Raw genomic sequence first — 23,689 nt, 5'->3', positions numbered from 1 at the left:
CTCTCTCGAATTACTTGATATAAATGATGTTCTGTTCAAGTGTTTTATTGAGTTCAGGAATACAGGAACCGCAGTTGGTTCCGCATTTCAGTAACGCTTGAAGCTGATTCAGGCTATGAATATCGTGCTGCTCGATCGCCTGTTTGATTTGAGTGTCGGTGACTCGAAAGCAACTGCAAATCAGGTTGCCCTGCTTCGTTCCTGACAGTGCCTGAGAGATTTTCCGAATATCGAGCGCTTCACCGAGCATGCTGCTCAGTTCGTTTGTGTCCAGTGACCACGGCTTGTCGCTCACCACCGTCAGAGTCCCCACCACAAACTGTTTTTCAGAGGCTTCAAATCCGCCGGATATTGCGCACCAGCCGTTAGGAAGATCTAAAATCAAATATCCCTGATGGGTGTCTGGTTCCGTTGGTTTAAGGCAAGGTGATGGAGTGCAATACCGCCATACCGTACTTTTGCTTAATCGCTGACAAGATGCATACAGCGGACGAATGCCCAAACTCGACAGTAAAGTAGGTTCGCGGCTACTGCGTTGAAGGTGGGTGACATAGCTGCCTACTTTGACCGGGCTTAGTTCAATAGGCTGCGATTTAAACGCAGGCTGACCCGAAAGCGGATCCACCACCGAATCCACCACTCGGTTTATCTGGCTTTGGCTGTCTTGTAGACCACTGTATTCACCCGCCCAGTGCATACTCATAAAGACCTGTTTATTGCTCAGCCCCTTATCCCATTTCGTTTTGGCATACACGGTAGCTGGCTGAGAGAGCGCAGGCTGCTGGATTTGAATGAGTTCCCCTTCGCTCATTCCCAGCATTTGCCCGCTTAATGGATTGAGATATAAAGTCGGTTCCGGATCTAACTCAGACAGGTGCTCAATGTGACCAGTACGGGTCATGGTGTGCCATTGATCGCGATGTCTGCCAGTATTCAGCCACCAGATGACTTCCTGCTCTTTGGCTGTTTTTTCCTTGGTAACCTTAACTTCGGTAACAAGGAAGTTCGCCCTGCCATCTGCCGTGCTAAAGCGACCATCTCGATAGGGTGCTTCACTTTCTCCTAACGGCCATCGGGCTGGCGCCCATGACTGATATTCTTCATCGGTCATGTCCATTAGCTCTGATAAGTTCAAAAGCAATGAAGTGTCTCGATTGATGCCAGTCATCCGAGCGTACTCACGAAACACATCGGCTTCGGTTTCAAAATCGAATCCGCTGTCTACGCCCATTTTCTCGCAAAGCGCTCTGCCAACAGCGGATACGGTTTCCCAATCTGGTTTGGCTTCACCCGGTGGCGAAATGAAACGTCTTTGCCTTGAAATGCAGCGCTCAGAATTGGTCACCATACCTTGCTTCTCACCCCAACCTGCTGCGGGCAGTAAGACATTGGCATAGTGGGCAATGTCGCTGTCGGCGGTAATGTCTGACACGATCACCATGTCGCATTGAGTGAGTGCCCGACGCACTTTGTCGGCATCTGGCATCGACACTACAGGGTTGGTCGCCATAATCCAGATGACTTTGACGTTCCCTTTTTCAACCGCATCGAACAAGTCGACCGCTTTCAATCCCGGTTTGGTTGCCATATTGGGCGCTTGCCAAAACGCTTCCACGGCGTTTACCGCGGCTTCATCGAACCCTCTGTGCACCGCCAGCATGTTTGCCAGACCTCCTACTTCTCTTCCCCCCATGGCATTTGGCTGACCCGTGATTGAAAACGGTCCACTGCCCGTTTTTCCGATTTTTCCCGTGAGCAAATGGGCGTTGATGATGCTGTTGGCTTTATCGACGCCTTGCTCTGACTGGTTGATGCCCTGACAAAACACCGTAATCGCAGTCGGTGACAAGGCAAACCATTGATAAAAAGTACGAAGCGGTCCGACATCCAGACACAGTGTCTGTGCGACATTTAGAAGCTCGTATTCTGGCTGCATCAGGTGTTCAGACAACCCATCAAACCCGTTGGTACTGGACTCGATAAACTCTGAGTCGATATGACCGTTGTCTAAACAGAATCGCATCAACCCGTTATACAGCGTGATGTCGCCATCGTTATCTAACGCTAAGTGAAGATCCGCTTGTTCTGCGGTCACGGTTTTTCTTGGATCGAGCACCACCAGCCTCAAGTGGGGGTTTTGCTCTCTGGCTTGCTGGATTTGACGAAAAATAACGGGGTGCGTCCAGGCGGTATTCGCTCCAGTTATCACGATTAAATCGGTTTTCAGCAAGTCGTCGTAATTGACGGGCACGACATCTTCCCCGAAAGCTCGAATGTGCGCCGCCACCGCTGAAGACATACAAAGTCTGGAGTTGGTATCTATGTTGGCGCTGCCCACGTACCCTTTCATGAGTTTGTTGGCAACGTAATAATCTTCTGTAAGTATCTGACCGGACACGTACATCGCAACCGAATCTGGTCCGTATTTATTTATGGTTTCAAATAGCTTTTGAGAAATGGAATCAACCGCCTCATGCCAGGAAACAGTTTCCCCGCCAACCCTCGGGTATAAAAGCCGTGAAGGCATATTCAGGCTTTCTTTCAGGGCTGCGCCTTTTACGCACAACGCCCCTTTATTTGCTAGGTGTGACTCGTCGCCTTTAATCTCGCTTTGAGTCACTTTGACACCACACCCAACCCCGCAATATGGGCAGGTAGACTGAATTTCACATTTCGACATGCTGCTTCCCTTGGTTACTTCTTTAGTTTCTTCTTATCTGGCAAAAAAATGCGCCCAACCAGCCGAAGCTGGAAAGGCGCCATTGCCTGTGACGTTGCGTAATATTTGAAACCCAAGTACCTCACATCGGGTCGCTTCCATACGGTGATGCGAGGCATACAGATAACAGCAAAGTTCAAGCCAACATTTAAATCTCTTATTATTTAATGAGTTAACAAATTGGCACTTGAAGCAGGTGCACTATCTCTGAGCAAATAACCCCAAATTAGTGCGCAATCCCCGTGTGCGGATACGGTTCACATTGCGATTCATAAGGTGGCGGAGAACATACCGAAACAAAACCCGTTTGATGCCAGTCAGGTTACTGCCGTATTCGGCATAGAAGGTATCAGGATGCGTATAAACCCCAAAGTCGTCCGCGATGCCCTCTTTCTGGATATAGGTGTTGTTGCCATTCCATTCGATTGCCGGATTTTTCAGACACGGCGTTGCTATTCCATAAGCGCTGAACTCATCGCACTGGTCTTTAAAGCGTATTTGCACCTGAGAGAGATAGGCTTGATCAATGATGTATCCCTCAACTTCCAGCCATTGATTATCAAACCAGACTTCGACCCAGCTATGTATGATTCGCTCAGGAGCAATGGGGAAAATGTAACTTGGGATCGCACCTTTTTGCAGTTGGTTGTAGATGGTAAATCCGTGAAACCGAGCATGGACGCCAACCCCTCTTAGTAACGCCATCAGTAGCGTTCCTTTGGTATTGCATTGTCCGTAACCGTCTTTAAGTACTTGGCTGGCGGGAAGAGTGTCGTCCAGGTTGTATCCAAAGGTGATATCGTCGCGCACAAAATTGTAGATAGACTTGATGGCGTTGAAGGGAGAAAGAGTTCGCCAGCCTTTTTCTTCAATCAGTTTTTGAATAGTAGGGTGGTTAAAATCCACCATGGTGGTGGGTTCAAGATATTGGGTGAAATCGTTATTCATATTGCCTCCTGCGATTTGATGGCTTCAGGTTACGAAATCATCGACAGAAGAAATTGAATAAACTGGCTATGACGGTTCTAAAAGTTTGATCGCTTCGCGAATGGTAAGCCCAAAATGCTGTTTGAACGTTCGGCTTAGATGAGCACTGTCGGCGAACCCCGACATATACGCCGATTCTGTGGCACTCTTACCTGATTTCAACATCCCAATGGCACAAAGCAGACGACGCCAGAGCAAATAAGGACGCCACGCTATGCCCATATTCTCTTTGAACAAATGAAGGAAGCGGCTTTCGGAAATCGTCAGGTCTTGTGCAATATCACTCGCTCGCCAGTGATCCGGCTTAACGCATACTTGCCCAAAACACTGATTCAGCCTCTCCAGTAACTTGAGTATTCGGTTATCAAGCTGAACATATTCTGCTTTCGTATTCAGGTGAGACATATCGAATGGCAATGATTGCCGCTCAAGCCAGTCGGATACCAAGACAAATTGTTGGTCTATGTTGGTATGGCAGGGCAAGTCACCGAGCGAAATGCAGGTTTCGCTATCAAGAAGGCGAAGTAAGACTTCCCCTAACGTGGACTCCGGTTCGATCAGCCAGACCCATCCGGCTTCCAGTTCTAATTGATGAGGAACATTAGGCGCTAATAAAGAAGCGCCACGGATAGTAGCACTTTCAGTGATAAGTTCAGCATCACCGTCTGGGATAGTGAGCTGAATTGCGTGGTGGCGATGGTTGTTTGCTTCTAACGCCTGACTGTAGCTCGCAAACAACCCTGGTTGCAGCCTTAAGTTAGCTGGCATTCGACGTGAGCATCAACTTAATACCAAAGTACCCAAATAAGGTGCCAGCGGCGCGTTTTGTCCAGCGAACAATGGTTTCACTCTGTTGAACCTTGGTGCTGACTTTGGCAGAAGTCCAGGATAAAAACAGCAGCCACAACATGCCATTGAAATTAAACACTACGCCTAGAATTAAGAATGCCAGAGCCTTGCTGTCACTTTCCGCCGAAATAAACTGAGGAACAAAAGCGAGGAAGAAAAGGGCAACTTTCGGGTTGAGTACGTTGGTGAGAAAACCTTGAAGAAAAATGCTTTTTAACGGTGCTTTTTTAAGTTCTACTTTTTCGCCAGATTCGGAAGAAGATGACTTGGAGAGCAGCATAGTGGCTGCCATGTAAAGCAAGTACAACCCACCAATAATTTTGACCACGGTAAACGCCATGGCAGAGGTTGCCAGCAGAGCCGAAAGCCCAAACGCCGCCGCAAATATGTGGAACAGCGTACCCGTCCCGATACCTGCGCCAGCTACCACCCCGGCTTTCATTCCTTGAGTAGCACTTCTGCCCATGACATATAACGAATCCGGACCGGGAATCAGGTTAAGCGCAATCCCTGAAACAACAAATAGCCAAAAGTTTTCGATGCCGAACATTCAAATTCCTTATTCTGAGTGGGTAAAGCGGGATTGTACTCCTGTGTGAATTAACTGAACATAAGAAAGAAGTCTAATTCACCTAGGGTCTGTTGACCTTTCGCGGTTAAATTTTGTTCGAGTTCTATGTATTTTAATCGCGGCGCAAGGTCTTTAGCTTAGTCGTTCTAAGCAAATACCTTGCAACAAAGAGTAAAGGGTATAGACCGGGGACGCCTAGTTGAACCCTTCGGGCAGCATTTGTGGCTCCTTTCTACTGTGTTACCGCTTATTGATGTAGAGCGACTACACCGAATAAGCGCTGCCTTGTATAAAGAACCCACAAATGGCTGCAAAAATCATCTCGAAAGGTCAACAGACCCTAATACATAGGATTTTTTTCAAGACTCTTTCGAAGATCTTCTTTGTATTCTTCGTCAGACTGGTATCCAAACATTCGCCAATTTTGCTCGCTTTTAATGTGATAGCCATACACAAGAAGACCCAACCAATCACGACGAGTTCTTGCTATCATATTTTTCAATTCTGCTCTGAAAGACGCCATAGTACTGCTCCTTATAAAACGCTCTTTCAGTATATTTTTCGAGCTTTTTCAAAAGAGTACTCATCTACCGACTAGCAATACTTTCTGCTCAGTTTCACTCGAAATTTACAAATTTCGAATCGGTTTTCATTAATATAAAACGTGACTACAGATGAACTTCATTGGATGCGGTATGAAAGGTCACCTTGAACGCGTACCTCAAAGAATAGGCTTGTCATGGCGATACAAGAAAATTGTCGAGCCTTGCAAAAGTTATGGCTGGCACCGACATGAGGAATATGAAATCGCCATCCATCGGCACTTTTCGGGTCAGTGTTTTGTGGATCACCACAACAGCGAGGTGTATCACAATCACATGATAATGCTGGCCCCTAACATTCCTCATGCTGTTTATTCTTCCGATGAGAGCGGAAATGATCGATGTGAAACTCATGCGATTTGGTTCAAGAAAGAGTGGGTAGATCACCTTATTGCCAATTGTCATGAGTTCATGCCCTTGAAGCACTTGCTTGCTGCCTCACAGAAGGGAATTGTGTTTTCACCAGATACGGCAGAACAAGCCACGCTTATATTGACTGAACTAGAAAGTAAGAAACCGATCAATCAGTTGATTGCGTTGATAAAAGTGTTTGAAGCTTTACTGGCAGATAAGAACATACAACTTTTATTGCCCACCCCAGAAAATGAACCCGATCAGGATGATAAATTTGCAGACAAGCTAAGAAAGACCGAATCTTACCTGCTGGCAAACTATCATCACCCCATTACGCTCAAGGCTCTCGCAGATCACCTCTACACCAGCGAAAGCAGCGTGAGGCGGCTGTTCCAGAAACATTACAATGAAAGCTTTTCTCAGCACCTGAAAAAGATTCGCTTAAATGTCGCCTGTGGATTATTGATGAATACTGACTTACCCATACGGATCGTGATGGAGAAAGTAGGCTATGAGAATCAAGCCAACTTCAATCGGCAATTTAAGCAGTACAAGCAAGTCACGCCACTTGAATACCGGAAGAAGGTGAAACCCTGGTCTAGGGGAGTGTAAGACTTTGACGCAAAGCATCTAATTCAATAAGTAAAGTTCAACATAACAGCAATGCTGCCGACCTTCACTTCCAATGTAACCTTTGAAAGGTGGCTAAAAATGTAATTTACAGTTGAATTACTTACATTTAAATGATGGCTATATTCAATTAGAAAGATGTGATTTTAGAAAAGAAAAGACACTTGGTGCATATCTAAACATAATTACTGGTTTCAAATTAGTACAGTTAGGATTGTCATGTCAAAATCTACTTTTGGAGGCAAGAATCCAATTGCCAAATTACCAAGCAGACCAAGTAACCCAACTCCTTTAGAGCTCGCCATTCACAGATTTCAGAAAGATGCTTTGAGAGTCAAAAATAAGCTAGATGCTAACCCAAATGCTAAAGGTAAAGACCTTGATCAGATTAAGGAAGATATCGCTCACTTAGACCGGGAAATGATTCGAATCTCCACCCAAAGCTCACTTCAATCTCAACTGGAGAAATACAGAACAGATAATAAGGATAAAAGTACTGTAGAACTATCCAAAGAAGCACATCACCCGACAGACAATCTTTCGAACTTTCTATATGCAGTAGGAGAACCAAAACCTAGCAATAATCACCACCCCCACCACATTATTATGGGTAACGGCAAATCTAGGATGATGCGTGTGAGATTACAAATGCATCGCTATGGGATAGGAATCAATGATCCAATTAATGGGGTCTGGCTTCCAAGGTCTAGTGCGTTCAAAGGTCATTTTACAACACCTAAAGCTCCGCCACACTCAAGGATTCACACTTACAATTATGAAACTTGGATTTCTGAAAATCTAGCGCATGTAAGAAGGAATGAAGCTGTTTTTATTGGTAAACTGAAAACCATAAAAAGAGAAATAAAATCAGGTAGTCACCCTGACAAGATACTTGAGAAAAAAGATAAAAACTGGAGTCCTAACGCATGAGTGTTTATCAGCTAAAAGCCGATCATGAAAACTACAATTTGTTCGAGTTGGATATGATGCAGCTTGCCAGTCAGCTTGGGGACGAGAACCTTGTTGATTTCCTTCTGGATCTGCCTGATACCCAAGAAAGCTTAAAGACTGTTTGGAAAAATGTGAGTTCTGAATTTGAGAGTGATCTATCGAAGCCTTTCCCCGATATCACGACCTGGGACATCAATTTCTTACTGCTGAACGAAAAAGCTTATGACGTCACAAAAGAGTTACTAGAAAATGTTGGCGAATTTCTCCCTATCCTAGTCAATGGCTCATCGCATTTTGTTTTTCATTGCCAAAGTTTTGGACTGGAAGACCCGAGTAAAACCGAAATGAAATATGAAGACGGCTATCCGTCAGGTCTTAAAACGCTGGAGTTTCATGAACCAGATGTTAGGTTCAAAGCAGTATTTAAGTCTAAATTGCAGGGTGCCAGTAAACTGTTTGCCAATGAGCACTTAAAACAGCTCTGTGATAACAATGAGTTGAAAGGTTTGCGATTTGATAGCGACCTTATCAACCCCTTCTGATAAACCCGGACGGGCGAGCGGATCAACGCCACTCGCCCTTAAACCATCAAGCTGCCGCAACAGCTTCAATTTCAAACATCAATGGCGGCAATGCCAAACGAGTCACTCCCAGTAAAGTCATTGGTGGCATGGCATTCGCGGGTCCCATTTTCGCGCCTAACACGTCAAAGTGCTTCATGGCTTCATCCACGTCCGTGGTGTAAATTCGCAATTGAGTAATGTTGGAAAGCTGCATATCAGCCGCATTCAGAATGGCTTCCAGATTGCTCAATGCCAGCGTGATCTGACCTCGCATATCCCCCACATGCTGAGGATTACCTTCACCGTCCACAGACGTTTGACCTGCACAGGTCAATTGCCTTGTCGCCCCTTCAATCACCTCTCCCTGGTTGTAGCCAAGTGGTAGCGACCATGTCCACGGGTTTACTTGTGTGCGTTTCATCTCTTATATTCCCTTTCCATTAAGTGAATAATGAGCATACCGACACCCTACTGACAACATGGTGTCAGCAGTCTTGAATTAAGATGCAATTATTGAGCAGAGCAAGGAAGTAAAAATGAGGCGAGCAGACCGATTAATCAAGATTGTGCACTTTTTACGTAGCCGGAGAAGAGCAGTCACAGCAAAACAGATTGCCGAGGAATTTCAGATTTGCACCCGTACTGTGTATCGGGACATACAGGATCTCGTCGATTCTGGTGCGCCGATATCAGGAGAAGCGGGCGTGGGCTATATCATCGATAAAAAATACTACCTTCCACCTGTCACCTTCGATTCCGAAGAATTAGAAGCGCTAGGCTTAGGCATAAGCATGGTCAGACAATGGACAGACGACCCTTTTGCGCTCAAAGCCATTAATGCACTAGAAAAAATTCAAGCAGTGCTGCCTGCTGACATGCAAGGCGAGTTTCAGCAAATCACCACCTACTCGATGCCAAGCGAAAACATGATTCCGTGGACAGTGAGCTTTTCTGATATTCGTGAATCCATTCGTGTACGACGTAAACTTGAAATCGAATACGTCGATGACAAGAAACAAGCTTCAACCCGAGCGATTCGTCCGTTAGCGCTAATATTCTTTAGCCCGGTCTGGCTACTCGCGAGCTGGTGCGAGAAACGTGAAGATTTTCGTCATTTTCGCCTCGATCGCATTCAAGAAATGACATTGACAGAGCATTTTTTCGAAGACGACAAAGACAAAAATCTGGATGCTTACCGAGCGCAGGATAAGCGTTGCTAACACTTTGAATATCCTAGGGGGAAACATGAATACTGCGGAGTTTTGCCAATCGAATATTCTGGTGATTCCCGATGCCTTAGCCGGCATGGAAGATATTCGCTGTATTTGTCGGTATCAAGACGCGCAGATTTTCTATAAACAACTGGCGGATGATCTGTTGAACGTTGAGTTTTACACCAACATCCCTTGCCTTATTTGTATTCAGAGTGGTCGTGAAACCCTAACCAACAGCGACAACAGAACGACAGATTTGCAGGCTGGCTCGGCTATTTTTCTGCCAAGAGGCATCAACCTGCATTCCGATTACGTCAAAGAAACGGAAGATTTGAAAGCGTATCTGGTGTTTTTCTCTGACACCATCATTCGCCAATTCTTGAGCCAATCAAAACCGAGCCAAGCTTCTTTACCATCGCAAGACTCTTTAATACTGCCGAATGTGCCTGAGCTAGAGACGTTCTTCACTTCCTTTCAGAAAGACATCGATAACCCTGCCTATATTCAGCTAAAGCTTCTGGAACTGTTGCACCTTATTGAGTGGAAAGACGGAAGTGGCTCATTAACGTCACTGCTGTCTGCGAGCAACACGGACTCGCCTAAACGTAATCTGCATCGGCTGCTCGACAATCAAGACGTTCTCAAACTGAAGGTTGCAGACTTAGCTAATCTCTCTGGCAGAAGCCTGTCTACTTTTAATCGCGATTTCAAGATGGCGTATGGCACGTCCCCTCAAAAATGGCTACGTGATAAAAGGCTCTCTCTCGCCAAAACCTTGCTGGAAACTCAACGCCTGAGTGTTACCGATGTGGCAGTGGATGTCGGGTATTTGAATGTGTCTAACTTTATCAAAGCCTTTAAAAATCGCTACGGGATCACACCCAAGCAAATAGATAGCGAGCAGTGACCGACTTTCGGTATTTTTGACAGTTTGTAAGTAGTGACCACCAGCGAAACCCATAAAATTTTTCTCAAGATACCAACCATGAGGAAAACACTATGAGTATTCGTGTCACTTTGAACTGCAAGGTAAAAGCCAATCAATTTGCGGAACTACGCCCATTTTTAGAAGCGAACTTACCCAATGTTCGTGGGTTTAAAGGCAACAGAAAAGTCACCGTGTTGTTCGATGACGCATCTGGCGAAATGCTGCTAGATGAAGAGTGGGCAAGTGTGGAACATCATCAATCCTACATCGCCTTTATTTCAGAGAATGGGGTGTTAGCTCAGCTTCAATCTTTTCTAGCCTGTGCACCAGACATTAAGTATTTCAAAACGCTAGATATTTGAGGGCGCCTTCCATAGCCACTCTGAAATGGAGTGGCTGACTTAGTTACAATCAACGCTATTCAATATCTCCATTGTTGACATATAGGTTACAAACGAAGGGAAAATCGCTCTAGAATTTGGAGTAGCCTTTTCTTTGAGACATTTTTAATGCCATACCGCTATTTGCTTTTCACTGCTGCGCTTTGCCTATCGGCTTCTTCGTGGGCTGAAGGTATTCAAGACAAATGGCAGAACTTCTATCAGCAAGCCTGGCAAAATGCGTCTTTGGTGGTGTCTCAGCAGTCTTTAAATCAGTATCCCAATGAATTGCTATTAGAAGCGGCGCAATATCCGGATTTTGATGCGTTTAGTTGGCAGGAATTGGCGCTGGTCTCGTCTGTACGTAAGCACTGCCAGCCTGCTGAGTCGGATAACCCTGTGATTGCCGATGCCATCGAATTTGAACTGGCATTGTGTCGGGAAACGATACTCGATGTTGAGTGGTTTCAGTCGCACACTCTTCTTCACCCGGCGGGTGGTAGTTTTGCCGATCGATATGCAGAGCTTTACCCGCAGTCCAAAACTGAGCTTACGCCTTTCTTTACCCTTGCCAATCCTGATCATCCGCTCTTTGACGTTTTGGCTCCTCTTTCGCAATCCGGTCGGGAAGCTTTGTTGTCTGGGTACCGCGCATGGCAGGAAGGCGATACATTGTGGCTCAATAGCGAACAAGGGTGGAAAGCGGTCTCACCTGTGGTTTGGCAGCCCATTGCCAGACAGCTAAAACTGACATTAGAGACAAAAGGCAATCAATGCGCGCTTCGTTACAGCAACCTTTGCATTAACGACAGCCCCTCGGTGTTTCAGTCTGCGATAAAAGTGGTCGCTATCGGTACGCTTATCATTCTGAGCCTATTGATGCTAAGAAGTGGCTATATCATTCGTCAGCAAAACCGAGAGAAACGCTTTGTGATGCAACTGCTGACCCACGAGCTTCGCACGCCTATCACCAGCCTTGGGCTCACGGTAGAAATGTTCCGAGACGACTACGACAACCTTTCCCAGCATGCGCAATCTGCGGTTTGGCGACTGATGTCTGATTTTCAGCGTTTGTCCCAGCTGACCGAAAATAGCCGCGCGTATCTCAGCCAGGAAACCGCCAGCTCGACACAATCCGCTTCAGTTGAAGAATGGCTAAGCCATATCTGCGAAAAGCACGACGTGCCGTTCCAACTTGAACAAGACACCGAGCTCACTTTGCCCTTTTATTGGCTATCCATCTGTTTAGATAACCTGATTAAAAATGCCAAACAACACGGCAAAGGAAAAGTTCAGGTGCTCGCCCAAATCAGGAGCACACTCATTATTGAAGTACGCGATGAGGGGACATTCCCTTTACTAATACAAAGCCTGTTCGCGAAATTCAAACATCGTAAAACCAAGGAAAACATGGGCATTGGTTTAAGCATTGTTGAACAATTAATGAAAAAGCACGGTGGAACACTCACCATTCTTCGCCGCCCTACTCGTTGTATTTTGGAAATACCTTATGAACACCCTACTGCTGATTGAAGACGACAAACTATTAGGGGAAGGGTTGGTCTCCTTTTTTCAATCCCATGGTTATCACTGCTTGTGGGCGCAAAACTCAGCCGAAGCGAAAAAACAGTGGTTTCAGGCGGTTCTGGTCATCCTTGATCGTCAGCTTAGCGATGGAGACAGCTTGCAGCACTTACCTCACTGGCTGATGCTCAAAGCCGTTCCTGTCATAGTTCTGACTGCGAAAATAGAGGTAGACCAAAAAATTGAAGGGCTAATGGCGGGCGCAAAAGACTACATGACCAAGCCATTTTCGAATGAAGAATTGCTGGCACGAGTGGTGACTCAACTGCGCCCAATTGGAGGCAGTGTTTTGACGTATTCAGGTGTTCGAATTCAACTTGCCGAACGACTCGCTTTCTTTAATGAGCAGGAAATCATCCTTAAGCCCAAAGAGTTCCAGTTACTTGTGCTGTTGGTGCAAAATCAGGGGAGAGTGTTTCACCGTGATGAACTGCTCAACAAAATCTGGGGGTATCAAGCCTTTCCAAGTACCCGCACTGTCGACAACCATATTTTGCGATTGAGGCAGAAACTGCCAGTGCTAAACGTCGAAACTCACCGAGGTGTCGGTTATCGGCTGATAAAGGAGGCAGAATGAAAGCCCATTTAATACTGCTGGCTGCATTAACGTCCTCTGCCTGCAACGCTGAGTGGTTTGCCAATACGCCTCTACAAGATACCTATCAGGCACTCATCGAAGGTCATCCCGAGCGGGCATGGCAAGAATTGCATCTGGCATTGGGTGATAAGGCGCTAGAAAGCCAGTATTGGCTGCCAGTCAAACAGGAAATCTTAAATCAGACCCGATGCGGCTTAGATCTTTCCGAAAGACCTGTCCTCGAACCGATTAAGATTCATTTTATTCGCCGACTGGGGCAGACCTCTGCAGGCTTCCAAATCAAAGTATCAGCAGAACAGATCAAGACAAGTATCCCTTTTTCTGTCATTTCTCCTAATGGAAAACGATTGATAGAGGGCAAACTGCTCACAAAGGAAGGGTATCAAGAACGGGAATCGCAAGAGATGCTCATCACGCCTCCGTCAGGTGTCTATCAGCTAGTGCTTGGGAGTGTGTCTTACCCCTTAATCATCTCATTGAGTAACGACAATCCATGGCTGGCATTGAGCAATAAAGCTAAGCCAAAGTTAGCGCTCACCATGCCTGAAACGCCGAGTAATTGCGCCAATGCTTTTGCCAGTTGGCAGTGGTTTGATAGCCAATACCAGCAGCTTGGTCGAGCCATCCCCATCAGTGATAAGATTGCTGACATTCCAAGTCCTCACCATGAAAGTGAAGGGGCTGAATATTTGAGTGCGTCGGTCAAAGTGCGTGAATACCAAAATGATATTGCGATCGATTATGTCCACCGAATGTCGATTCCATACACACCAGAACCTGCCAAGTGAAAATAGAGACAAATAGGTGACAATCGGAGCTTAGACGTTCGATGAAATAGAGGCTCATTCAATTTGGAGAGACCTTTATGTTCATCTCACTCCCTCGCCTTTTGGTTGTTTCGCCTTTGGCATTGCTTGCGTCCGCTGTTTTGGCAAACCCGATCACCCTTAAAGAACAGAGCAACCACATCACTATTCACCCAGAAAATCTGAACATTGACTGGAATGGGCTGGAGGTAAATTCGTCAGCGATTAAAGTTAACAAGCAACAGCAGACCGCTTCAGATGTTCAAGTGAATGTTAACCAAACCGCCAGTTGGGTATTGCAACCCAGCGGTATTAAAGTCACTGCTCAGCTCAACAATGGCGTGTTAACTTTCGCGTTTTCGGCATCGCACCTCAAGCCCATTAAGCGTAATCAACCCACTTCACTGGAATGGTTCAACCTGCCTGAAAAGCAAAGCGATACCTTGTTTCTGCCTTTCAGCGAAGGAATGAGAGTGCCTATTCAAAATAAGACTTGGGCAAAGTTTCTGACCAACAGCTATTCGGGCTCGAACACCACACAAGACCTCAAAATGCCATTTTGGACATTGCAGCAGGGCAGGCAATTTGTGAGCTATCAACTCGTCACGCCAACCAACAATCGGCTGGAGTTTTCCAATGCCACCCCACGTTTGGACATGAGTGCTTCGCACCAGTTTACCGTTCTCAGCCAGCCTGCCTCGTTCAAAATCCAAATCACTTTGGGCGACAATCCGTTGGATGGCGCTAAACAATACAGACAATGGCGCCTAGATAATGGCATGGCAGAGCCTTTAATTGAAAAGCAAAAGCGTAACCCAGACATCGCGAAATTGATTGGTGCAAGCCATGTCTATCTGTTTGGGACTGGATTATTGAGTGTGGGAGACGTAACCGACTGGTGGGGCTTGAAAAAGTGGTATTTAACGCAATCTGGGCTTGAGATTTCCAAAGATGATGTCAAAGCCCTGTCCTCGCTCAAGCAAGGTAAAGACTGGTTCAGCCAATACCACAAACAGTTACTTTTGGATGCCTTGGAATCGTCCTTAAAAAAGAGATTTGATACGCCTTTCCCGACACTGGCAGACAACACCATTGAGCGCCAATATCAGGCTGCTCAACAGAGGAAGGTTTGGCTGAAGACCAACGCTGCGCGTTACCTAATTTCACCTGAAAAATGGGGGCAAGCTTTGTCGGACGATATGCTGAAAACTTTCAGGAAAGCTGGGCTCAATAAACTTTGGTTAGGTTTTGATAACTGGATGCCTGCCTTTTATCAGTCACAGATTGTTGAGCAAGCCAAACACGCTGGCTATTTGGTCGGAACCTATGATTCCTACAACACGGCGATTCCTGCTGGGGTAAACGACGGCTGGCTAACCGCTTTGCTTCCTAATGAGATGAGAAAAGAATGCGCGATTGAACTGGCAAACGGTGACAAGAAAAAAGGCTTCCGAGACAACGGGTATTACCTAAACCCCAATTGCCATCTGGAGTATGTTCAAAAACGTATCGCCGACATCATCAAGTTTGGACGCTTCAATAGCCTGTTTCTGGATGTGGATGCCACCGCAATGGCGCGAGAAGACTACCGAGACAACACCAGCGAAACTCACATGCTAAGCAGCTTTAACCGGAGAATGGCTTGGATTTCTGACCAGAATATTGTGCTGGGTTCTGAGAGCGGCAACAGCTTAACCACTCAAGGTGTCGCCTTTGCTCATGGGTTGGAATCCATTGGTTTTGGCTGGCGCGACCAAGACATGCACAAAAACCGACAGTCTCCGTATTATCTGGGTCGATGGTATCCTGATCATAAGCCCGAGTTTTTCTTTAAAACTGCTAAGGTGAAAGCGCCGTTCAAATCGCTGTTGTTTGACCCTCAATATCGAGTGCCGCTCTACCAAACTGTGTTTCATGATGAAGTGATCAACAATCACCACTGGCACACGGGCAGCCTGAAATTTTCTGATGTGCAGGCGAATCGGGATCTGACTGCCATGCTCTATAACACGCCGCCGATGGTGCACCTGACCCGAGACGAAGCTTCATCGGTATCAGGCAAACGAATCCAAGCGCTAAAGCATTATCAAAGCGCCTTCCAACCGATTCACGAACAGGTTTGGGATCAACCCTTGGTGGATTTCACATGGCTAAATACCCAAGGGGACGTGCAAAAAACCACCTTTGGTGATGGCAGTACCATCATTGCAAACTTTTCCGGTCAACCATTTCAATCTGATGGAGCCACTGTTAAGCCGCGGTCGATTCTGGCAAAACTGAGTAATGGAAAGATCATTCACTGGCAATCCACTAAACCGTAGGTTGATTTGTAAGAGCCGCATACGCGGCTCTTAACCTATTCATTCAATTATGGTTTGTAGGATTTCTGCTGTACGGCTGTTGCTCAATCTACACCAAGCCGCACTTGTCTTGGCGTTTGCGGCTGTTCCACTTCATCAATGAGTGACTGATACAGCTCTGGTCGCCGTCCCTCAATCCATCTTTTTCCTGTACTGGTTTCTCGTTGTTCTGCTTTGAGGTCGGCAACAATCATGGCATCGTTAATGCTGTCTGTTTCCATAAGCACCTCACCGTAAGGGTCGAGGATCATAGCGTTACCTGTGCGCACTTCACCGGAATCCAGCCCGACTCCATTACTGAAAATCAAAAACATACCATTGTCGTGCGCTCGGGAAGGTAACCACCGCATAAGCCATTTTCGCCCTTTCTTTCCCTGCATTTCAGAGCGAAGTGCTTCCGGTTCTTGTTTTCGGTTGTGCCAGAGCGCAGGGTCAATCAACCCCATAGCTTCCGGGCTTCGCGAGTTGCATCCGCCAGTCTGATGAGGGGCAATAAGAATGTCCGCGCCTTTCAGTGCCGTGATACGAGCATTCTCAACCAGGTTATTGTCCCAGCAAATCAAAATCCCGACCCGACAGCCATGTGGCGTATCAAAAACCGTGTAGCGGTCGCCGCTACTCAAATATTGGCTGACAAAAGTATGCAGTTTTCGATGTTTCTTTATTCTTCCATCGGGCATGGCAAGCACATAAGAATTGTACAACTTGCCATCTTCTGCCAGCTCAATCAAACCCGCCCCAATACTCATATTGTATTTTTTCGCCTGTTTAATCAGGTGCTGACTTGACGCTCCATTTGGAACAGGCTCTGCCAGTGCTCTAATTTCTTCCTCCGACAGTTTAGACACATGCCAGTACCCGGTAATACACGTTTCAGGAAAAACAATAAGTTCGACACCCGCCTCTGCCGCTTTACACACAAATGAATCCATGACCGATAAATTGTAATGCTTGTCACTGGCTTGATGATGAAACTGAACCGACGCCACTCGAACATCTTTCATAGAAACCTCTTTCTCTGATTGGATTTTCACCAGTTTAGAAATTCTAATTCATTCCGTATAATGAAGAATAATCTCAGTTCAATGAGCGTTTGGAATGGATATCGATCTACTGCGCGCATTTTGTCAGCTCGCTAAAGACAGCAATTACACTCTGGCTGCCGAGCACCTTTTTATTACTCAGTCGGCTTTAACTAAAAAGATAAAGCGGCTGGAGAGCCAAATAGGGGTTGAGCTGTTTGAAAGAGGGCGAAACGGCGCACAACTTACCCAAGCAGGAAGCACGCTTCTGAGCGAGGCTCAGCAACTCACGGAAAGGTCCAGCGATTTTGAGCGATTGGCAAAGTGTGTGGCTGAAGGCGAACAGGGACATCTGAACATTGGTTTTGGTATTTCAACCTACCGCCAAGCACCCGACTGGATATCTCAATTTAAGCAAATGTACCCTAAGGTACACATCACATTAGACGATACGCCATCTTCAAAACAGATCGACGCTTTGCTAAGCGGAGAACTCCACCTGAGTTTCAATCGAATACAAAATCTACCTTCACCACTTAACGGTCTGAGGCTCTACTCTGATCAACTGGCCGTCGCGGTAAATACCAATCAGAAGATTGATAGAAAAGATATTTTAGGCTCTTTGTCAGGTGTAAATTACCTGCAACTGAGACCATCCCGAGGGCAGGGATTATTCAATCAGATCCAACGTTATTTGGTGGCTAGCAAGCACCCGTTAACAGTGACTCAAGAGGCTAGTGATATTCTCACTTTACTGGCTCTTATCTCCGCAAACCAAGGCTTTGCCATCATCCCATTAAGCGCTCAGACGATCTGCCCAGACAATGTTCAGTTGATTGAAATAAAACAGCAAGACACAAGCTGGGACGTAGGTTTAATTTGGAATGATGACAAAGAAGATCGAATACGCGACAGGTTTATCGACATGGTTAAGCAAAAACGCTGAATCAAGCCAAATTCGCGCACTGGTAACGCCAACTTGGCAACATTAAGTAAAACCGTCATTACAAATAGATCTGGGGTGCTAAATTTGTGGCTTCGCGTGTTGTGCAAACATCTGCTTGTATGACTGAGTTTGCAGTGCTGAGTCATCTAAACCAAATTTGCTGGCAAGCGCTTCCAGTTCAGCCTTATAAGATGAGAGCTTGGATTCATCATCGGTCATGATTGCAAATTCAGCAAAATCACCCAGCCCTTCCAACGAGTCAACTGTGATATGGAATTCACCAACAAAATAGATGCTGCGGATTTTTGTAGCCTTCAATACCACCTCATAACCCATAGTTTCCAACATGCTCCGAGCATTAGACGCATTGTTGATATCTGTGGCCTCACACCTATCTGGTTCTGGTCCTTTCACTATCCATAACTTGATGCCCGAAGGTTCCATGGTACGAATACAGACGCTCTTATTGTCGGCTTCTAACGCTCTGTCGGGGCTGTCAAAATACCAATCACGTTCAATATTATCCTGAAGCATAACTTCATGTGGAATGGAACCAAGAGTATTCAAAAAATCTGATTTTGAAGGTAGGCGGTACTTTAACTCGACTTCGTATTTTCCCTGAAAGTGCTGATTACTCATTTCTTACTTCTATGCAAAAGAGAGAATATTACCATGGTGTATCCACACAGAAATTGAGCAGAATCATAACGCTTTAATAAGTGGAGAACATGTAGCATCAGCTTTTATCAGACAGAGGGCACTCACTGTTATACAGCGAAACTAGATATTTTCTGGTGGCGCGCCTTTGTACTGAGGGACACCATCTGCGATTAGCTCCCACGAGGCTTTTGAATCCACATAAATATGGCGGCTGAGCTGGATTTGAGGATCGCCGTTAACGCAGCCCAATGTGACGCCATGGACTTGACCTTGAAAGACACCAACGAGGGTTGAGCCACATACAGAGCAAAATTGAAGCCCAAAACCGTGCTCCCCGACATATGAGGTCAATTTTTCCTGACCACACACCCACTCAAACTCTCCTTCTTTGACAAGAGCATAAGCTGAAGCCTGAGCGCTAAACGCTTTGCGGCATCGTGAACAATGACAGGATCGGGCATCATGAAGTCTGCCTTCTACTTTGTATTTAATCGCACCACAAAAGCACTCACCTGTTATTTTCATACGCCCCCCAGCGTAACTCTTTTATTTAGAATACGGGTTTGAAGCCAAAACTTCAGCTCATATTAGGCGATTGTTCCCACTTTGAGATTGTTACTCTCTAGCTTCGACCACTGCATTGAAATTGCGACTAACGGATAACACGGCTCAGTATAGAAGCCATAAACTGATCCTAAACAGCACAATCCATCGTATTGATAATTCGACTAAATGTATTTTTGCGCATTATCATATAGTGGTCACGCGCCCTGACTGAGAGTGTTCATGTCTTCGAGAGAAAGAAACCTACCTTCACACCGTATTTCCAGATTTGGCAAGTTTGCATCCCTGACCGCCCGTGTGGCGGGCAATGTGTTGGCGGAAGGCACTAAGCAGCTTGCCCAAGGAAATAAGCCCAAAGCCAAGGACTTGTTGTTAACGCCGCAAAATATTGGTCGCCTGACCGATCAGCTTGCGCACCTGCGTGGTGCGGCGATGAAGTTAGGTCAGATGCTTTCGATGGATGCCGGGGACTTGCTTGAACCGGAGTTGGCGAACATTTTGGCGCGGCTTCGCTCCAGTGCCGATCCTTTGCCTTCCAAACAACTCAATCAGGTATTGGAAAACAGCCTTGGAAAAGAGTGGAAAACCCAATTTCTGGCTTTCAACTTCAAACCGATTGCCAGTGCGTCCATCGGTCAGGTGCATCAAGTATACAGCGACGATGGCGACAAATTAGCGGTTAAAGTGCAGTACCCGGGCGTGCGCAAAAGCATAGACAGTGATGTCGATAACGTTGGCACACTGTTGAAGGTTGTTGGCTTGTTTCCTGAATCGGTGGATTACAAAGGGCTATTGGAAGAAGCCAAAAAGCAGCTTCACGATGAAGTGGATTACCAACGTGAAGCGGAATTCGCTACTCGCTATTATCAAGCTCTGCAAGAACATCCGTTTTTTGTGGTGCCAAAGATTTACCAAGAAATGTCTTCCGATTCTGTGCTCACAATGGCGTTTATTGAGGGTGTTTCCATCGATCAGATTGAAAGCTTTGATCAAGAGACACGCAATAAGGTTCTGCATAACCTCATCGATTTGATGTTTAGAGAACTCTTTGAACTGCGTATGGTTCAAACCGACCCTAACTTCGCAAACTACCTTTACCTTGAGCAGTCTGACCAAATCGGGTTGTTGGATTTCGGAGCCACGCGGGAATACAGCACTGAATTCAGCGAGGGATATCGTCAGGCATTTGTTTCTGTAACTAACAATGACGAGCAAGGATTAAATCAGGCATTGGAGCAAATCGGCTTTTTCAGCCAGACGATTTTGCCGCATCAACGTCAGGCAATTTTGGGGTTAGTGAAATTGGCGTGCGAACCCATGCTTGTCGATGAAGAATACGATTTCAAAGCCAGCGGATTGGCTCAGAGAATTCGGGAGGCGGGAACTGTGTTAAGCATGGAACAGGACTATTGGCATACTCCTCCTGCTGATGCGCTGTTTCTTCACAGAAAGATTGGTGGGATCTATATGCTGGCGTCCAGGCTTGGAGCAAAAGTCAACATTCACCAACTCATCAAGCCGTATCTGACTCCTTCTATGTCACTCACTTGAAAGCCAGTCCCTTGGCGATCAAGAAGCCGATTAAAACAGATCGAGGTGAAGCCTTTCTGCCTCGGTTAAAGTCTGGAGCCTGTTATCTGAAGATTGCTCACTCAAGCGATTCATCATAGGCTCAATTTCGGTCGCGAGATTTTGCTTTCGCCCGCAAACATACACATGAGCACCTTGGTCAATAAAATCATTCACCAGATCCTGATGCTCGTTTACGGAATCTTGCACGTACACTTTCGAGTCGTTATCTCGGGAAAACGCCACAAAACTGTTTTGTAATGTACCGGACTTGAGCCAACGACCAATCTCGTCTTTATAAGCAAAGTCTTTGTCCTGATACTTTTCACCAAAAAACAGAATGCACGGCGAATTTGGCTGGGTGCGTTCTCTGGCTTGAAGGTATCCGATAAAGGGGGCGATGCCTGCGCCGGTCGCGATAAGTACGCTCGGGACATTCATATCGAAATGGAAGCTTGGGTTAGATCTCACAAAAAGTGGCACCTGATCTCCCACTTCCAGTGAGTGAAGGTAAGCCGTAGCACAACCCGGCCTCGGCTCAGCATTTTCCGGATCGCTCCACACCTCTCGCACACAAATATCCAGAGTATTGGTATCTGCCAACTGGCTGGATGCAATGGAATAGGTCCTCGGTTCAATGCCAGAAAGACACAAAGACAACTCTTCGAGCGTTACAGCTTCTGGAGGGTAGAAATCTCGCAGGAGATCGATAATTTGATGACGTTTCAAATACTCTGTTAACGCCGCTTTATTGCGGTGTTTTAACAGTGCTTTCAAGTCGTTGTTCGGGTATTTCTGGGTCAGTTTTCGCAGCGTCGCTTTGCTGATTCTGGCGATTTCCTTACTTGCCAAAGCGGCTTGCACTTCTGAAAGAGGAACTGAGAAAAATTCAGCAAAGGGGGTGAGCAATGGTGCCTGATTGGTTGGAACCAGATGAACAATATCTCCTGGCTGATACTGGATCCCACTGCCTTCAATGTTCAATGTGAACCGATACAAACACGGAAATGTGGCTGTCAGTTGTGAAACCGAAAGCAAACGGGCTTGATAGGCAGAATCTTCCCCGTAAGACGTTACCGAAATATCCAATGACAGCCCGGCGTCGGTGTTGTTCTCAAGCAGAACGGATTTTAGCGTGCTTTTCCAGGTTTTAAATAGTGGGGGATAGTTGAGATCGGCATCGACCCGGTTGATTAATCGCTTAGCTCCCAAAGCAGTCAAGGCGTTATCTAACCCCTTACTGAATCCGCAGAAATTAGGGTAAGCCGTATCACCCAGCCCAAAGACACCAAATGAGAAAGTCAGTGGTGATGTGATTTCCTGAAATTTCTGCCAGAAAAGCTCGGCATTACCTGGTGGTTCTCCGTCACCAAAAGAACTGGTAATAAAAGCGACGAAGGTATTTTCATTGATGGAAGAAGGATCAAATTCATCCAGTTCTTTTAAGGTGATATCGAAGCGCTGCGCAAGTTCGCTGTCGGAAAAGAGCTGGCTCGCCAGCTCTTTGGCATTTCCGGAGACAGAACCATACACAACATACATGCTCTGAATGGCTGACTGCATAGGCTTACGCTCCCTCGTAGTACTCGTCGTACACTTCTTTGGAAAATTCAACGGCGTCGAAATCTGCCATTAGATCGTTAATCACACGTCTTACGCTGATGTACTCTGTGATCTCTCCTTCTTCGTTAAAAATTGGCTGTACAGAAGTATCTACGACGTAGATTCCGCCATTTTTCCCTTTGTTAGGCACAATGCCCGTCCAGATTTTTCCAGCTTTGATTGTGTCCCACATGTCTTTGTAAACCGCCTTCGGCACCTGCTCGACACGTACGATGTTGTGGGGTTGACCAACAAGTTCGTGCTCCTCATACCCCGTCAATTCGCAGAATAGAGAGTTCACGTAAGTGATGTTGCCTTCAAGATCGGTTTTAGAGATAACCATGGCGTTCTGAACCGCTGTCATGATCTGATCGTTTAGTGTTTGTTGAGTCATGTTTTATACCTTTTATGATAATGGTTATTATTCAGACTAATATAAGTTGCATTTGAAATGCAACTTATATTACACAAATAAGATCATCAAGATAATCTCATGATTTTATTAACAATAAATCAACATTTTCATGCGAAGCTCAGCAGGAGGATAACGGTAATGAGACGGTAAATTTTGCGAATATTAGACTGTTTAAGATCGTTTTTTCAGAGCTATTCGGCTCCAGATAACGTCGGTTTTATTCGGTATCTTGCTGGGCTGATTCCGCAAATGGAGAACCACTTGAAGGTCGAATTCTTCAGCGTATTGAAGCAACTCTTCATCTGAGGTTGGGAAGACATGTTTCCCCATTCCCGCAGGTCCATTTCTTAGTGAAATGGCACACACGCCTCCCTTGCTCAGGAGGTCGGAAAGTCTTTGGATACACGTTCTGCGTTCATCTCGATTCAGGTGATGCCAGACTCCATCCAACAGAATAAAATCAAAGGATTGATAGGCATTTTGCAACTCTTTAAGGCGAGGCAGGCTTCCTTCAATCCAGATTATGTTGTGTTCATTATGGGCGGCTTTAGCAATATTCAGAAATTCTTTTAATGGCTCAACAGCCACCACCTGATACCCTAATTTCGCTAAAGCCGCAGCGTTTTGCCCAACTCCGCAACCCGCATCTAACACGCAGCTACCTGCAGAGGGTAAAAAGTGCAGAAAATCACGGTTAATCACCTCAAACTCCAGATTCAGGCTCGCGTGAGTAAACAAGTCAACACCCGACTCATACCCTTTTGTTCCTTTTACTGCATTCATTCCATTCACCCCTTCAAATTCCGACAATTATT

At 46.0% G+C, this 23,689-nt stretch carries 24 protein-coding genes; 12 read left to right on the top strand and 12 right to left on the bottom strand.

Translation table 11 applies throughout. The features are described from left to right. Nucleotides 1-10 precede the first annotated feature (10 nt). The 5 genes from QMG91_RS19125 to QMG91_RS19105 form a co-directional block, all read right to left on the bottom strand. The gene (locus QMG91_RS19125; protein WP_281831514.1) at nt 11-2,680 is read right to left on the bottom strand and encodes a nitrate reductase; all 2,670 of its coding nucleotides are present in this window, start codon (nt 2,678-2,680) and stop codon (nt 11-13) included. A gap of 240 nt (nt 2,681-2,920) precedes the next feature. After that, on the bottom strand, nt 2,921-3,667 hold the full coding sequence (locus QMG91_RS19120) for a transglutaminase-like domain-containing protein (RefSeq protein WP_281831513.1): 747 nt from the start codon (nt 3,665-3,667) through the stop codon (nt 2,921-2,923). A 66-nt stretch (nt 3,668-3,733) separates the two neighbouring features. After that, a complete protein-coding gene (locus QMG91_RS19115) occupies nt 3,734-4,474 on the bottom strand; it encodes a helix-turn-helix transcriptional regulator (RefSeq protein WP_281831512.1) in 741 nt (246 codons plus the stop codon). Then, the gene (locus QMG91_RS19110) at nt 4,464-5,105 is read right to left on the bottom strand and encodes a LysE family translocator (protein WP_281831511.1); all 642 of its coding nucleotides are present in this window, start codon (nt 5,103-5,105) and stop codon (nt 4,464-4,466) included. The genes QMG91_RS19115 and QMG91_RS19110 overlap by 11 nt, the downstream gene beginning before the upstream one ends. A 361-nt stretch (nt 5,106-5,466) precedes the next feature. Continuing rightward, on the bottom strand, nt 5,467-5,649 hold the full coding sequence (locus QMG91_RS19105; RefSeq protein ID WP_281831510.1) for a hypothetical protein: 183 nt from the start codon (nt 5,647-5,649) through the stop codon (nt 5,467-5,469). A 172-nt stretch (nt 5,650-5,821) separates the two neighbouring features. Here QMG91_RS19105 and QMG91_RS19100 point away from each other — a divergent pair, with 172 nt between their 5' ends. The 3 genes from QMG91_RS19100 to QMG91_RS19090 all read left to right on the top strand — a co-directional run bounded on the left by QMG91_RS19100 (nt 5,822) and on the right by QMG91_RS19090 (nt 8,205). Next, a complete protein-coding gene (locus QMG91_RS19100; RefSeq protein WP_022560652.1) occupies nt 5,822-6,694 on the top strand; it encodes a helix-turn-helix transcriptional regulator in 873 nt (290 codons plus the stop codon). A gap of 237 nt (nt 6,695-6,931) precedes the next feature. Beyond that, the gene (locus QMG91_RS19095; protein WP_200768210.1) at nt 6,932-7,642 is read left to right on the top strand and encodes an AHH domain-containing protein; all 711 of its coding nucleotides are present in this window, start codon (nt 6,932-6,934) and stop codon (nt 7,640-7,642) included. After that, nucleotides 7,639-8,205 carry a hypothetical protein gene (locus tag QMG91_RS19090; protein ID WP_022605311.1) on the top strand — a complete coding sequence of 189 codons (567 nt, stop codon included), beginning with the start codon at nt 7,639-7,641 and terminating at the stop codon, nt 8,203-8,205. The genes QMG91_RS19095 and QMG91_RS19090 overlap by 4 nt, the downstream gene beginning before the upstream one ends. 46 nt (nt 8,206-8,251) lie before the next feature. Here the strand turns inward: QMG91_RS19090 and QMG91_RS19085 are convergent, their stop codons facing one another. Continuing rightward, entirely contained in the window at nt 8,252-8,647 is a 396-nt protein-coding gene (locus QMG91_RS19085) for a RidA family protein (RefSeq protein WP_281831509.1), read from the bottom strand. Nucleotides 8,648-8,762: 115 nt separating this feature from the next. Between QMG91_RS19085 and QMG91_RS19080 the strand changes: the two genes are divergently transcribed. The 7 genes from QMG91_RS19080 (at nt 8,763) to QMG91_RS19050 (ending at nt 16,057) form a co-directional block, all read left to right on the top strand. Continuing rightward, entirely contained in the window at nt 8,763-9,446 is a 684-nt protein-coding gene (locus QMG91_RS19080; RefSeq protein WP_004398278.1) for a helix-turn-helix transcriptional regulator, read from the top strand. Between the two features lie 25 nt (nt 9,447-9,471). Continuing rightward, nucleotides 9,472-10,347 (top strand): helix-turn-helix domain-containing protein, encoded by an 876-nt coding sequence (locus QMG91_RS19075; RefSeq protein WP_281831508.1) that lies wholly within the window; start codon nt 9,472-9,474, stop codon nt 10,345-10,347. 92 nt (nt 10,348-10,439) lie between these two features. Further along, nucleotides 10,440-10,730 (top strand): putative quinol monooxygenase, encoded by a 291-nt coding sequence (locus QMG91_RS19070; RefSeq protein WP_281831507.1) that lies wholly within the window; start codon nt 10,440-10,442, stop codon nt 10,728-10,730. 147 nt (nt 10,731-10,877) lie between these two features. Then, nucleotides 10,878-12,281: an ATP-binding protein gene (locus QMG91_RS19065; protein ID WP_281831506.1), complete on the top strand. Its 1,404-nt coding sequence runs from the start codon at nt 10,878-10,880 to the stop codon at nt 12,279-12,281. Continuing rightward, on the top strand, nt 12,259-12,909 hold the full coding sequence (locus QMG91_RS19060) for a response regulator transcription factor (protein WP_281831504.1): 651 nt from the start codon (nt 12,259-12,261) through the stop codon (nt 12,907-12,909). The genes QMG91_RS19065 and QMG91_RS19060 overlap by 23 nt, the downstream gene beginning before the upstream one ends. Further along, nucleotides 12,906-13,718, top strand: a complete 813-nt coding sequence (locus tag QMG91_RS19055; protein WP_281831502.1) for a DUF2861 family protein — start codon at nt 12,906-12,908, stop codon at nt 13,716-13,718. The genes QMG91_RS19060 and QMG91_RS19055 overlap by 4 nt, the downstream gene beginning before the upstream one ends. A 77-nt stretch (nt 13,719-13,795) precedes the next feature. Beyond that, nucleotides 13,796-16,057 (top strand): glycoside hydrolase, encoded by a 2,262-nt coding sequence (locus QMG91_RS19050; RefSeq protein ID WP_281831500.1) that lies wholly within the window; start codon nt 13,796-13,798, stop codon nt 16,055-16,057. An 83-nt stretch (nt 16,058-16,140) separates the two neighbouring features. Here the strand turns inward: QMG91_RS19050 and QMG91_RS19045 are convergent, their stop codons facing one another. Beyond that, nucleotides 16,141-17,100 (bottom strand): nitrilase family protein, encoded by a 960-nt coding sequence (locus QMG91_RS19045; RefSeq protein WP_281831499.1) that lies wholly within the window; start codon nt 17,098-17,100, stop codon nt 16,141-16,143. Between the two features lie 94 nt (nt 17,101-17,194). Here QMG91_RS19045 and QMG91_RS19040 point away from each other — a divergent pair, with 94 nt between their 5' ends. Further along, complete coding sequence (locus QMG91_RS19040) at nt 17,195-18,064, top strand: LysR family transcriptional regulator (protein WP_281831498.1); 870 nt, start codon at nt 17,195-17,197, stop codon at nt 18,062-18,064. A 78-nt stretch (nt 18,065-18,142) separates the two neighbouring features. Here QMG91_RS19040 and cyaB read toward each other — a convergent pair whose 3' ends face one another. Together cyaB and QMG91_RS19030 are read right to left on the bottom strand one after the other, a co-directional pair. Next, complete coding sequence (gene cyaB, locus QMG91_RS19035) at nt 18,143-18,703, bottom strand: class IV adenylate cyclase (RefSeq protein ID WP_281831497.1); 561 nt, start codon at nt 18,701-18,703, stop codon at nt 18,143-18,145. A 141-nt stretch (nt 18,704-18,844) separates the two neighbouring features. After that, nucleotides 18,845-19,249: a GFA family protein gene (locus tag QMG91_RS19030; protein ID WP_281831495.1), complete on the bottom strand. Its 405-nt coding sequence runs from the start codon at nt 19,247-19,249 to the stop codon at nt 18,845-18,847. A gap of 261 nt (nt 19,250-19,510) precedes the next feature. Here QMG91_RS19030 and QMG91_RS19025 point away from each other — a divergent pair, with 261 nt between their 5' ends. After that, the gene (locus QMG91_RS19025) at nt 19,511-20,839 is read left to right on the top strand and encodes an ABC1 kinase family protein (protein ID WP_281831493.1); all 1,329 of its coding nucleotides are present in this window, start codon (nt 19,511-19,513) and stop codon (nt 20,837-20,839) included. Nucleotides 20,840-20,869: 30 nt separating this feature from the next. Here QMG91_RS19025 and QMG91_RS19020 read toward each other — a convergent pair whose 3' ends face one another. The 3 genes from QMG91_RS19020 to QMG91_RS19010 form a co-directional block, all read right to left on the bottom strand. Further along, nucleotides 20,870-22,420: a sulfite reductase flavoprotein subunit alpha gene (locus QMG91_RS19020; RefSeq protein ID WP_281831492.1), complete on the bottom strand. Its 1,551-nt coding sequence runs from the start codon at nt 22,418-22,420 to the stop codon at nt 20,870-20,872. 4 nt (nt 22,421-22,424) lie between these two features. After that, the gene (locus QMG91_RS19015; RefSeq protein ID WP_022560636.1) at nt 22,425-22,853 is read right to left on the bottom strand and encodes a PAS domain-containing protein; all 429 of its coding nucleotides are present in this window, start codon (nt 22,851-22,853) and stop codon (nt 22,425-22,427) included. Nucleotides 22,854-23,045: 192 nt separating this feature from the next. Further along, on the bottom strand, nt 23,046-23,684 hold the full coding sequence (locus tag QMG91_RS19010; protein ID WP_281831491.1) for a class I SAM-dependent methyltransferase: 639 nt from the start codon (nt 23,682-23,684) through the stop codon (nt 23,046-23,048). Nucleotides 23,685-23,689 lie beyond the last annotated feature (5 nt).

The organism is Vibrio nigripulchritudo, from assembly GCF_027924785.1.
GTDB lineage: Bacteria > Pseudomonadota > Gammaproteobacteria > Enterobacterales > Vibrionaceae > Vibrio > Vibrio nigripulchritudo.
The sequence above is the reverse complement of the archived record's forward strand: the minus strand, read 5'-3'. Positions and strand labels throughout refer to the sequence as shown.